The 11,688-nt window shown below is 67.7% G+C and carries 12 protein-coding genes; 8 read left to right on the top strand and 4 right to left on the bottom strand.

What is annotated here, in order from left to right; all coding sequences use genetic code 11:
• Positions 1-108 precede the first annotated feature (108 nt).
• The gene (locus CG50_RS13235; protein ID WP_036639295.1) at positions 109-975 is read right to left on the bottom strand and encodes an SDR family oxidoreductase; all 867 of its coding nucleotides are present in this window, start codon (positions 973-975) and stop codon (positions 109-111) included.
• A 144-nt stretch (positions 976-1,119) separates the two neighbouring features.
• Here CG50_RS13235 and CG50_RS13230 point away from each other — a divergent pair, with 144 nt between their 5' ends.
• The 3 genes from CG50_RS13230 to ribD all read left to right on the top strand — a co-directional run bounded on the left by CG50_RS13230 (position 1,120) and on the right by ribD (position 3,262).
• Positions 1,120-1,500, top strand: a complete 381-nt coding sequence (locus CG50_RS13230) for a hypothetical protein (protein WP_036639293.1) — start codon at positions 1,120-1,122, stop codon at positions 1,498-1,500.
• Positions 1,501-1,703: 203 nt separating this feature from the next.
• Positions 1,704-2,174 (top strand): transcriptional regulator NrdR, encoded by a 471-nt coding sequence (nrdR, locus tag CG50_RS13225; RefSeq protein WP_036639291.1) that lies wholly within the window; start codon positions 1,704-1,706, stop codon positions 2,172-2,174.
• On the top strand, positions 2,171-3,262 hold the full coding sequence (gene ribD, locus CG50_RS13220) for a bifunctional diaminohydroxyphosphoribosylaminopyrimidine deaminase/5-amino-6-(5-phosphoribosylamino)uracil reductase RibD (RefSeq protein WP_081880441.1): 1,092 nt from the start codon (positions 2,171-2,173) through the stop codon (positions 3,260-3,262). Before nrdR ends, ribD begins: the two co-directional genes overlap by 4 nt.
• On the opposite strand, the gene CG50_RS13215 is transcribed toward ribD, so the two are convergent.
• From CG50_RS13215 to CG50_RS13205, 3 genes are all read right to left on the bottom strand, one after another.
• A complete protein-coding gene (locus tag CG50_RS13215) occupies positions 3,259-5,289 on the bottom strand; it encodes a capsular polysaccharide biosynthesis protein (RefSeq protein WP_036639289.1) in 2,031 nt (676 codons plus the stop codon). The genes ribD and CG50_RS13215 overlap by 4 nt on opposite strands.
• Positions 5,286-6,383 carry a polysaccharide biosynthesis/export family protein gene (locus CG50_RS13210; RefSeq protein ID WP_036639300.1) on the bottom strand — a complete coding sequence of 366 codons (1,098 nt, stop codon included), beginning with the start codon at positions 6,381-6,383 and terminating at the stop codon, positions 5,286-5,288. Before CG50_RS13210 ends, CG50_RS13215 begins: the two co-directional genes overlap by 4 nt.
• A gap of 109 nt (positions 6,384-6,492) precedes the next feature.
• Positions 6,493-7,779, bottom strand: a complete 1,287-nt coding sequence (locus tag CG50_RS13205; RefSeq protein WP_036639286.1) for a capsule biosynthesis protein — start codon at positions 7,777-7,779, stop codon at positions 6,493-6,495.
• Positions 7,780-8,024: 245 nt separating this feature from the next.
• Here CG50_RS13205 and CG50_RS13200 point away from each other — a divergent pair, with 245 nt between their 5' ends.
• From CG50_RS13200 to nusB, 5 genes are read left to right on the top strand one after another with little or no spacing between them, the layout of a single operon-like run.
• Positions 8,025-8,621, top strand: coding sequence for a riboflavin synthase (locus tag CG50_RS13200; RefSeq protein WP_036639283.1), 597 nt, complete (start codon positions 8,025-8,027; stop codon positions 8,619-8,621).
• Positions 8,618-9,205, top strand: a complete 588-nt coding sequence (locus CG50_RS13195; protein ID WP_036639281.1) for a hypothetical protein — start codon at positions 8,618-8,620, stop codon at positions 9,203-9,205. The genes CG50_RS13200 and CG50_RS13195 overlap by 4 nt, the downstream gene beginning before the upstream one ends.
• An 18-nt stretch (positions 9,206-9,223) precedes the next feature.
• Positions 9,224-10,363 (top strand): 3,4-dihydroxy-2-butanone-4-phosphate synthase, encoded by a 1,140-nt coding sequence (ribB, locus tag CG50_RS13190; protein WP_051909997.1) that lies wholly within the window; start codon positions 9,224-9,226, stop codon positions 10,361-10,363.
• 11 nt (positions 10,364-10,374) lie between these two features.
• On the top strand, positions 10,375-10,926 hold the full coding sequence (locus CG50_RS13185) for a 6,7-dimethyl-8-ribityllumazine synthase (RefSeq protein WP_036639278.1): 552 nt from the start codon (positions 10,375-10,377) through the stop codon (positions 10,924-10,926).
• Positions 10,923-11,426, top strand: coding sequence for a transcription antitermination factor NusB (gene nusB / locus CG50_RS13180; RefSeq protein WP_036639276.1), 504 nt, complete (start codon positions 10,923-10,925; stop codon positions 11,424-11,426). The genes CG50_RS13185 and nusB overlap by 4 nt, the downstream gene beginning before the upstream one ends.
• The last annotated feature ends 262 nt before the right edge of the window (positions 11,427-11,688 follow it).

The raw sequence follows: 11,688 nt of genomic DNA, 5'->3' as shown, positions 1-11,688 counted from the left end.
TGCCCGCAGGGCAAAGAGGGGCAGAGCCCCTGCCTTCCCGCAACAGCCCCGAAACGACAGGCTCCGGGAAAGGCGGGCAGGAAACCTCAGCCCCCTGCCCGCAACGCCTTACTCTTCCAGAGCCTTGCGGATCGTCTCTTCCATCGGCTCGGTCGGACGGCCAAGCAGCCCCGACAGATCCTTGCTCGCGGAATACAGCGTCCCCTCGGCGGCATTGGCATCGCTGTTGGCCAGCACTGCGGCGAAGGCCTCGGGCAGCCCCGCATGCACCAGCGCCGCCTTGAAGGCGATCTCATCCGCATTGACGTAATCGACCGTCTTGCCGGAAATCCGGCTCAGCATCGCGGCGAATTCGCCGAGCGTGAACGCCGTATCCCCGGCCAGCTCATAAATCTTGCCCGCCGGGCCGCCCGCCGCCAGCACGATCGCCGCTGCCTCGGCATAGTCGTTCCGCGGTGCGGTCGAAAACCGTCCCTCGCCCGCGGCGCCGAAATGCTTGCCGAGCTTCAGATCCGCCTGCAGCGAGGCGAGGATATTCTCCGAATACCAGCCGTTGCGCAGCAGCACGTAATCAAGCCCCGAATCGTCGATCATGTCCTCGGTCGCCTTGTGCTCCTCAGCCAGCATCATCGGCGAATCCTGCGCATCGAGAAGCGAGGTATAGGCGATGAACCCGACGCCCGCGCCCTTCGCCGCCTCGATCACGTTGCGATGCTGCCCGACGCGTTGCCCGATCGCGGACCCCGAAACCAGCAGAAGCCGATCGACTCCATAAAGGGCGTCGTTCAGCCCGTCGCGGTCGGTATAATCGGCCAGACGCGCGCCGAACCCCTGCACCCGGAGCGCCTCCGCATCCTCTTCCCGCCGCACCAGGCCGAGGATCTGCTTCTCCGGCACCCGCCGGCGCAGATGCGTCAGCACCAGCCGTCCCAGCTGCCCGCTCGCTCCGGTGACCATATAGATCGGTTCGCTCATCTCCTGCATCCTTTCGCAGCTTTCGTTTCCGCCGACACATCTAGGCGGCACATCCCCGCCGAAAAGGCACACCGTGCAGCCAAGGGCTAGGCTTGGGCTCAAGGGGCTGCTATGCCAAGAGAAAACGATCAGCGAGGAACAATCATGATCCCCCAATTCCCGGTTGTCGCGATGGTCTTCGCCGCGATGTCGCTGTCGGCGTGCACCCTCGAGATGCCGCAGGTGCTGCAAAGCCATCCGCAGACGCCCGCCCAGCCCCAGCAGAAGCCGCAGCCGGTGATGCCCGATGCCATCGCCGCCTCGGCCGCGAAGGCCGGCACCTGCTACGCCTATGTCCAGACCGAGGCCGACGGCAGTGCCACCCTGTTCACCGGCGTCGGCGCAGGCAGCGTGCCGCCGGTGGGCCAGGTCAGGACGGACCTGTCGCCCGCACGCGCCGATGCCGCCTATGCCAAGGAACTCGAGATCATGAAGATCAACCCCGAGTGCCTCTCGACCTATACGGTGCCGCGCCAGCACGCCTGACCCCGGTGGCCGGACGTCCGCCCCGGCCCTCCGCCCCGGCCCCTTGCCGGATTCACGCTCTGAGTCCTCGCGGCCACAGTCCCGCCCGCGTCATCTGGTGGGCGGAGATTTCGGCTACACAACCTGTCGGTGTGCCCCTATAGTTCCTGTGGATAACCGGGGCCCGAGACCCCGGCCTTGGACGGGAACGAGGGGGACAAGGCATGCGCTGCCCGTTTTGCGGCAATGTGGACACTCAGGTCAAAGACTCGCGCCCGGCCGAGGATCACGTGGCGATCCGCCGGCGCCGGTTCTGTCCGGCCTGCGGCGGTCGCTTCACGACCTATGAACGGGTGCAGCTGCGCGACCTCGTGGTGATCAAATCCTCCGGCAAGCGCGAGGACTTCGACCGCGACAAGCTGGAACGCTCGATCCGCATCGCGATGCAGAAACGCCCGATCGAGCCCGAGCGCGTCGATCAGATGATCTCGGGGATCGTGCGGCGGCTGGAATCGCTTGGCGACACCGATATTCCGTCGCGCAGCATCGGCGAGATCGTGATGGAAACGCTGGCACGGATCGACACCGTGTCCTACGTGCGCTTTGCCAGCGTTTACAAGAACTTCCAGGCGGCAGACGATTTCGACAAATTCGTCTCCGAACTGCGCCCCCCGGTGCAGGGCCAGGACGAATGACCGAAACCGACCGCCGTTACATGCGCCTTGCGCTGTCGCTGGCGGCGAGGGGTCTGGGGAATGTCTGGCCGAACCCGGCCGTCGGCTGCGTGATCGTGAACCATGGCCGGATCGTCGGTCGCGGCTGGACCCAGCCGGGCGGCCGCCCTCATGCGGAACGGCGCGCCCTCGACCGCGCAGGCGAGGCCGCGCGCGGCGGCACCGCCTATGTCACGCTCGAACCCTGCGCGCATTACGGCAAAACTCCGCCCTGCGCCGAGGCACTGATCGCCGCCGGCATCGCCCGCGTCGTCACCGCCCATACAGACCCGGACCCCCGCGTCGCCGGGCGGGGCCATGCCATGCTGCGCGAGGCCGGCATCGCCGTCGAGACCGGCGTGATGGAGGCCGAGGCCCGCGCCGCCCAGGCGGGCTTTCTCAGCCGGATCGAACGCGGCCGCCCCTGGCTCGCGCTGAAGCTGGCAACGAGCTTCGACGGGCGCATCGCGCTTGCAAACGGCGAGAGCCAGTGGATCACCTCGGCCGCGGCACGCGGCATGGTCCATGCGCTGCGCGCCGAATTCGATGCGGTTCTGGCAGGTGGCGGCACCGCGCGCGCCGACGACCCGCTGCTGACCGTGCGCAGTTTCACCCCCCTGCGGCAACCGGTGCGGGTTATCGTCTCGCGCGGCCTCGATTTGCCGCGCGAGCGGCTGGCGGGGTCGCTCGGCACCGCGCCGCTGTGGCTTGCTCACGGGGCTTCGGCCGGCACCGAAGCCCGCGACTGGTGGCAGGCGCGTGGCGCGGAACTGATCGCCCTGCCCGAAACCGAAGCCGGCCTCGATCCCGAGGCGCTTCTCCATGCTCTCGGAGACCGCGGCCTGACACGGGTGTTCTGCGAAGGCGGTGGGCAGCTTGCCGCGACGCTGATGCGTGCCGGACTGGTGGACGAGCTGATCGGCTTCACCGCCGGGGTGGTTCTGGGCGGCGATGCGCGCGCGGCGCTCGGCCCGCTCGGGCTGAGCCATCTCACCGACGCGCCGCGCTTCAGCCTGAGCGAGACCCGCACCATCGGCGGCGACGTGCTGCACCGCTGGCGCCGCGACTAACCCCGCCGCCACAGCCAGGCTTGCCCGGCCAAGGCCCCTTGCGCTTTCGCGAGCAGACGGTTTCCCAGTGCCGGCCGCGGCACCCTTCCGGTCGCCAGACGCTCCACCACCACCTCGGCCGGACAGGGTAGGCCCGAGACCGGATCGCGATAGCGCGGATAGGCGATCAGGGCCGCATGAACGAGGCCCAGGAGCCCCGGCCGCGGCCCGGTCCGGCGCCGCTCCGGCACAGCCCCCAGATCGCGGGTCAGCCCCCAGCCGGCATAGAACGGCGCGCCGGTCACGGTGACCGTAACGCCGCGCAACAGCGCCTCGAACCCCAGAAGAGAGGTCATCGTCCAAACCTCGTCGACCTCGGCCAGAAGGCGCACCGGGTCGGCGCGGTCGAGGATGAGATCGGCGAATTTCAGTGCCGCCTCTGGCTCGATCCGGCCGGGACGCAACCCGGCCTCGACATCCGGGTGAGGTTTGAAAAGGATAACTGAACCCGGATTTTCATCCCTGACCCGCGCCAGAAATGCCAGATTAGTGCATGTCTTACCCGCGCCCAGACGGATCGAGGCATCGTCCTCGACCTGCCCGGGGACCAGGATTCTATGTCCTTCGGGCAGATCCGGCACCGCACCGCCGAGATTGTATTTGCTGACCCCCGTCGCGATGAGGGCGCGGATCAGATGCTCGGCCCGCGCAGCACCGCCGGGCGGCAAAGGCGCGGCGATCAGCGCTTCCAGATCCGAGGGCCGGCGCGGATCGTAGTAGATCCCCTGCCGGTCGGTCACCAGCGACAGGGGCGGCACCAGATCGGCCCCCAGCCCGCGCGAGCGCAGGAACCCGTCCTCGACCCGGCGCAAGGGAACCGGCACGGGCAGATCGACGTCGGCGCGCCCCGCCCAGATCAGCAGGTCACGGCCATCGCGTGTGGCCCTCTCCGCCGCGCGCGATGGCGGATCGGCGAAGACGAGCGGCCGCGGTCCGCCGAAAAACCGTTGCAGCGGCGCGCGTTTCCACAGCCGCATCCCCGTGGCGACATGGCCCCTTCGGTCCTCCCGCCAGGCGCGGACCTCGGCCTCGAGCTGATCGAGCGCCTCCTCGAAGCTGCAGCGCCGGCCCCGGCACGGATCGAACCAGACCGGAGCGAGGATATGGCTCGCGGCGAAGATCTGCGTGCGGGTCAACCGCCGGGTGCGGCGCGCGACGGGGGCCTGATCGTCGCTCAACCCCCAGCCGGCATAGAACGGCTGACCGAAGACCACCGGCCGATGCCCGGCGAGGATTGCCTCATAGCCCATCAGCGAAGACACGACATAGACCGCGATGGCGCCTTCGAGAAGTTTCCACGGCGAGACCGGATCGTCGCACAGGCTGGTGCGCAGGTCGCAATCGGCGGCGGTGAAATGCCCGCGGCGCAGACCCAGCCGGGTCTCGGGGTGAGAGCGGATCACGATGCGCGCATGGGGATGATCGGCCTTCGCCGCGCCCAGCATCCGCTGGAATGTCTGCGCATCGGCGCCGCCCCAACGGATCGACGCGTCTCCTGCTGTCTGGTCGATCACCAGCACGTATCCCGGATCCGGCGCCGACAGCGTTTCATCGAAATCATTGTATTTCGACAAGTCAGATGCCTTCAGCCGGGCCATTCCATCGCGAGCACGTTGCAAAATGGAATGGTCATCCAAAGGATCCGACGACAGGATCCGCTCCAGCGCCGAGGGGTGGGTGCTGTCGAAATGCACCCCTTCCGGGTCGATCAGCAGACCGAGCGGCCCGTGCCCCCCGGCCCGGCCCGGATGGACAGAGCGCAGGAACGCATCCTCGATCCGAACGAGGCCCGCGCCGGTCCGCGCCGCCACCGCCTCGCCACGCCGGGCGTAAGGCGAATGGCCCCAGACCGCCACCGCGTCCTCGGGCCCGGGCCACCCCAGGCTCAGCCGATAGCCGGCGGCCGTCAGAATCCGGCGCAGCCCGGGCCGCAGCCACAACCCCGCCGTATAGCCGTAAAGCCGCGCGCCGCCGGCCGGCCGCATCATGCGCCGGAGGCGATGCTCGACAACGAGTTCGCCGAGGTGGCCGAGCCGGTGAGCACCGCGAGGATCTTGGTCCACTGAACGTAGGGCGCCTCGGTCACATAGATCGTGTCGCCGTCGCGCATCTGGAAGGAGCGGGCGATGAACATGCCGTTCGGCCGGGTCAGATCGAGAACATAGGCCAGCTGTTGCGGCGCGGTCAGATCGGTGCGCCCCAGCACCGCGTTGGAAATCGCCGCGGTCTCCTCGCGGAAGACGAATACGCCCTTCGGATCGGCCAGAGAGGTCTGCAAACCGCCCACCACCGCCAGCGCCTCGAGTGCCGAGAGGCGCGGCTTCGGGAAGGGCACCTGTGCCTGCCCTGTCGCCCCGAGAGCGGTGAAGGTGCGCGTGTCCTTCTCGAGCAGAATCACATCGCCCGGGCGCAGCGCGATGTCGTTGGCGGGGTTGTCATACAGATCCTTCAGCCAGATAGAGCCCGACTGCTTGCCCCGTGTCAGGGTGATTCTGGCGATCTCGGGCGTGACCGACACCCCCCCCGCCCGGGCGATCATCGCCGCGAGGGTGCGCGTCGGGCGTTCGATCGCATAGACGCCCTGACCGCCGATCTCGCCCATGATCGAGATGGTGGCGCCGTCGCCGGCGGTGCGGTCGACCTGCACCTGAGGGTTCGGGGTCTGGGCAGAGAGCTTGTCGGTGATCAGTGCGCGCAGCTGATCGGGCGTATTGTCCGCAGCCTTCATCCGCCCGGCATAGGGCAGGTAGATATAGCCCTCGCCATCGACCTGAGTGTTTTGCAAGGTGGTCGGCGCACCGCGCGACCCCATCACCCCCTGATCGACATTTTCCCAAACCTGAATGACCAGCGTGTCGCCCGGGTTGATGGTGTCCGAGCCCATTTTCCCGACCTTGAGAAACGCGTTCGGAAAGGCATAGGCCACATCGAGCGTCGCCGCCCGCGCAACGCGCTCGTCCACCGGAACGACGAAGGAGGGGTTCTGTTTCAGCCGCGTCCCGGCCCGGATTTCCGAAATCTTCGGACCGGAGCGCGGCAACCCGCAGGCCGACACGCTCAGCACGGAACCCAGACCCAGCATCAGGGCCCGACGATTGGGCAGGCTGTTCACGACGGGGCGTCCTCCTGAGCGGAATTCAGTCTGTGTTTCCGGGACGCTAGCAGATCCCTCGCCACGAAGCGAGCGCCCATCAGCGCACCAGACGCAACTGTTGCCGCGGCGCAGCGTGTCCGGCGCTGAGCGTATCGTAGGGGTCATCGGGAGCCAGCATCATGTCAACCACCTGACGCAGCAACAGCCGCCGGCCACGCACCGAATAGAACCCTCCGGGCACCTGGCTGGTTTCAAGCAGGTAGTGACGATAGTCGCGATAGGCGCGGGTATCGGGGCGCTGCGGAGCGGCGAAGAACTCGGGCAGAGACTGGCCCGAGACCAGCTCGGGTTTGTCATAGACGGCCTGACCGAAGATCTTCAGCGGCACGCCACGCCACAGGACCTGTTGCGCCGCGGTCGAGTTTACCGTGACCGCCGAACGCGCCTGACCGAGCAGCCCTGCGAGCTTGCCGCCACGGATGAAATGCACGCGGGCTTCGATGCCGTAACGGCGCGCCGCCTCGCAGACCGCCTGCGCGATCGGTGCGCGCCCGTCCTCGAGCGGATGGGCCTTGAACACCAGATGGTGATGCGCCGGCGCACCCTGCGCAAAGCCCCGGGTCACCATGTCGATGAATTCGGTCTGCGAGTTGAACGGAGAGAAGGCGCGGAAGCTCGCGTCATGCTCCAGTTGCAGCAACACCAGATGCACCGGATAGCCCGCCCGGCGCACCCGCCGGGTAGCGATCATGCGCTGCACCGCGTGAAACGGCAGCAACGCCAGCTGGCGCAGATGCAACAGGAACTCCTCTCGCACGCTCAGCTCGCGGTGCGAGCGGAAGTTGGGATAGGCCTTGTTCCCGGTCAGGATGAAGAAGTGATAAAGCGCGCCGTAGAACACGTGATGGCGCATGTCGCCCCACCGCGGCGGCGCGCTCGGGAACTCGATCTCGGTGCGGGCGAGGCCGTCGCGCATCTCGGCGATCGACAGCGACATCAGCCGCGAATTGCCGTTCGAGCCACCCCGTTCATAGGTCACCCAATAGGGACGCAGATAACCTTCCTCGAACACATGGATACGCAGACCCGCCGCGCGGGCGACGGCGATGGCATCGGCATGAACCGGACGGGTGTCGCCATAAAGCACCAGATCGGTGATCGCATGTGCCTTCAGCAGCCCGGCCAGTGCGGCGGGCCAGTCCTCGCCGGAGCCGCTGTAGCGGATCAGCCGGGCCTTGTCGGGCCAGAACACCTCGTCGCCGCGATTGAAACTGACCTGCCAGGCCGAGGCCCCCGCGGCCCGCAGCATCCCTGCCAGCTGATGAAAAAATGGCCCGTGCGGTCCCTGCAGCAACAGGAAATGCCGGGCGGCATACTTCTGCATGACAACACCAAATGCCCCGAATCGGGCAAACCCTTTACCGAACACCGCCCGGCCCGAAGGATCTGCCCTCCGGACGGATCAAATATGCATCTCCCCCGTCGCCAGCGAGGCGCAGGTGTGACCATAATGAGGCACGCCCCCGTCATTCGTCAATTTCAAGCGTCGGGTTGTGCGCCAGCCCGCGCTTCGCAGCCTTGCGTGACACCCCTCCGGGGGGCTAGGGAAGTTCAAACGATGGAGGCGCCATGTTCACCGGAATTATCACCGACGTCGGGCAGGTCCTGGCCGTGACCCATGCGGGCGATCTGCGGGTGCGGATCGGTTGTCATTATGACATGGACGATGTGGCGATCGGGGCCTCGATCGCCTCGGACGGGGTGTGCCTGACCGTGGTCTCGAAAGGGGCCGACTGGTATGAGGTCGACATCTCGGCGGAATCCGTCAGCCGCACCAATATCGGCACGGCCGGCTGGGGTGTCGGACGGCGGCTGAACCTTGAACGCGCGCTGCGCGTCGGCGACGAGCTGGGCGGTCATATCGTCTCGGGCCATGTCGATGGCGTGGCCGAGCTGATCGCGATGACCGACGAGGGCGACAGCACCCGCTTCACCTTCCGCGCGCCCGCGGCACTCGCGCGCTACATCGCGCCGAAGGGCTCGGTCGCGCTGAACGGCACCTCGCTGACGGTGAACGAGGTCGCGGGCGACACCTTCGGCGTCAACATCATCCCGCATACCAAATCCGCCACCACCTGGGGCGAGGCGCAGCCCGGCGATGCGATCAACCTCGAGATCGACACGCTGGCGCGCTATGTCGCCCGGCTGCAGGACTGGCAGGCATGAGCGCCGGCATCGGCCATAACCGCGGCCCGGCGCTTGGCCGCAACGGCTGGGCGGTGCATTGCTGGACCCGCGCGCGGGCCGAGCTGTTCCCCACCCTGCCCCTTGAGGTGGTGCGCGCCCGCGTGCGCCGGGCGAAGGAGATCGGCCTCGATTACCGCACCTATGCCGGGATCCGCGCCACCATCGGGCATGACCTCGTGGCGTTTCTCTACTCGTCGAACACGCTCCGGATGCTGCGCGACGGCGAGGCAGAGGCGGGCCGCGTGGCGAAACTCGCCGCAGCGCAGGGCATGAGCCACCATCTGGCCCTCGCGCCACGTCTTGACGCGGATCGCGCCCGGGCGATGTTGTCCGCGCAGGGACTTCCCCCCGAGCGGATCGCCGAGATGCCGCTTCTGGGCATGAGCCCGTCGCGCCAGCGCGCGCTTCTCGACGCGCTGCGCGTCAGAACCGATCTGACCCGCGTCCCGGCCGACCGCATCCTGATCATCGCCGAGACCGAACTCGAACACGAATGGGCCGCCACCGGCCGCATGGCCGGAACCCTCGCGGCGGAGCGTTTCTTCGCCCAGGCCGCCGGCTGACCCGACAAGGAGACTGACATGACCACGACCCAACCCGTGCAGCAATCCGAACATCCCGACATCGCCGGCCCGGTCGAGCAAAGCTTCCACGACGTGATTTCCCCGATCGAGGACATCATCGAGGATGCCCGCAACGGCAAGATGTTCATCCTCGTCGACCACGAGGACCGCGAGAACGAGGGCGATCTGGTGATCCCCGCGCAGATGGCGACGCCGAACGCCATCAACTTCATGGCGACCAACGGCCGCGGGCTGATCTGCCTCGCGATGACGGCGCAGCGCATCGACGCGCTCGGCCTGCCGTTGATGTCGGCGCAGAACAGCTCGCGCCACGAGACCGCCTTCACCACCTCGATCGAGGCGCGCGAGGGCGTGTCGACCGGCATCTCGGCGCATGACCGCGCCCGCACCGTCGCCGTGGCCATCGACCCGACCAAGGGCGCGGCCGACATCGCGACGCCGGGCCATGTCTTCCCGCTGCGCGCCCGCGACGGCGGCGTGCTGGTGCGCGCCGGCCATACCGAAGCCTCGGTCGACATCGCGCGGCTGGCCGGGCTGAACCCCTCGGGCGTGATCTGCGAGATCATGAACGAGGACGGCACCATGGCCCGCCTGCCCGATCTGATCGCCTTCGCGCAGAAATTCGGGCTGAAGATCGGCACCATCACCGATCTGATCGCCTACCGCCGCCGCTATGACAACCTCGTGCGCGAGACCGCGCAGCGCGCCGTGACCTCGGCCTTCGGCGGCGACTGGCTGATGCGCGTCTACACCGACCAGACCGAGGGCGCCGAGCATATCGTGCTGTCCAAGGGCGACCTGACCGAGGCGAAGCCGGTTCTGGTGCGCATCCACGCGCTCGATCCGCTCGCCGATGTGCTGGGGCTGAATGCGGCGCGCACGGGCGATCTTGGCCGCGCGATGGAGGCCATCGCCGCCGAGGGTCGCGGCGTCATCGTGCTGCTGCGCGAGACCTCGATGAAGCTCGCGGTGGGCGAGCAGGTCTCGCCGCAGACGCTGCGCCAATACGGGCTCGGCGCGCAGATCCTGTCCGCGCTCGGTCTGTCGCGGCTGATCCTGCTGACCAATTCGGCGATGCCGAAGGTCGTGGGTCTCGAAGGCTACGGCCTCGAGATCGACAGTACCCGCGCTTACTGAGGAGAAGCATCATGGCCGGAACCGAATCGCATTACATCCTGCCGCTGCCGAGCTTCGACAAGCCGGTGCGCCTGCTGATCGTCGTCTCGCCCTATTACAAGGACATCGCCGACAACATGGTCGCCGGCGCCCGCGCCGTGGCCGAGAAGGTCGGCGCGGTGATCGACAAGATCGAGGTCCCCGGCGCGCTGGAGATCCCGACCGCGATCAGCATGGCCGCGCGCATGGCCGATTACGACGGTTTCGTCGCACTTGGCTGCGTGATCCGCGGCGAGACGACGCATTACGACACCGTGTGCAACGACAGCTCGCGCGGGCTGACCATGCTCGGGCTGCAGGGCGTGTGCATCGGCAACGGCATCCTCACCGTCGAGAATCGCCGTCAGGCCGAGGTCCGCGCCGACCCCGCCGATCAGGACAAGGGCGGCGGTGCTGCCGCTGCGGCCTTGCATCTTGTCGCACTCTCGCGCAAATGGGCGGGTCTGACGAAGGAAATCGGCTTCCGCCCGCGTGCTGAGTCGATCCGCATCGCCGGAGAGCCCGAAGGACCGACCCAAGCATGACCGACACCACCGCCCCCGAAACGCCCCGCAAGCCCTCGACCGAGGAAAAGCGCCGGATGAAATCCGCCGCACGGCTTTATGCCGTTCAGGCGCTGTTCCAGATGGAGGCATCGGGCCAGGCGGCGGACCGGATCGTGCGCGAGTTCGAGGATTTCCGCTTCGGGCTGCCGCTCGACACCGACGAGGAACCGCTGTCCGAAGGCGATTCGGATCTGTTCCGCCGTCTGGTCGACGATGCGGTGACCTGGCAGGCGAAGATCGACCAGGCGACGGACCGCGCGCTGGTGGCGACCTGGCCGATCGACCGGATCGACCCGGTGCTGCGCGCGCTGTTCCGCGCCGCGGGGGCGGAACTCTCGACCCCGGCGACGCCGCCCAAGGTGGTCATCAACGAATTCGTCGAAGTCGCCCGCGCCTTCTTCCCCGAGGGCCGCGAGCCGAAATTCGTCAACGCCGTGCTCGACCACATGGCCCATGCGCTGCGCCCTGAGGCGTTCTGAGACGCTCAGCCCCGGCGGCAGATTTTCGCGCAAAATTCGGGCGCCGGGGTGGAATTTCCCCGGCGTTCACTTTTTTTGTCATCTCCCCGTTGCAACGCCGGCCCCAGCCCCCCATTCTCGGAGCAAAGGGAGGGCCTGACATGCAGCCTGATCGTCTGAGCATTCGCACCGTGCTGACCGGAGCCGCGCTGACCGTGGCGGCGATATGTGGTGCTTACGTAGCGCAGCGCGCCGGGGTCGCGGCTCCGGTCGTGACGGCGGT

Source organism: Paenirhodobacter enshiensis (assembly GCF_000740785.1).
GTDB lineage: Bacteria > Pseudomonadota > Alphaproteobacteria > Rhodobacterales > Rhodobacteraceae > Rhodobacter > Rhodobacter enshiensis.
Note: the sequence above shows the minus strand (reverse complement) of the source record. Positions and strands in the feature narration are given on the sequence as shown.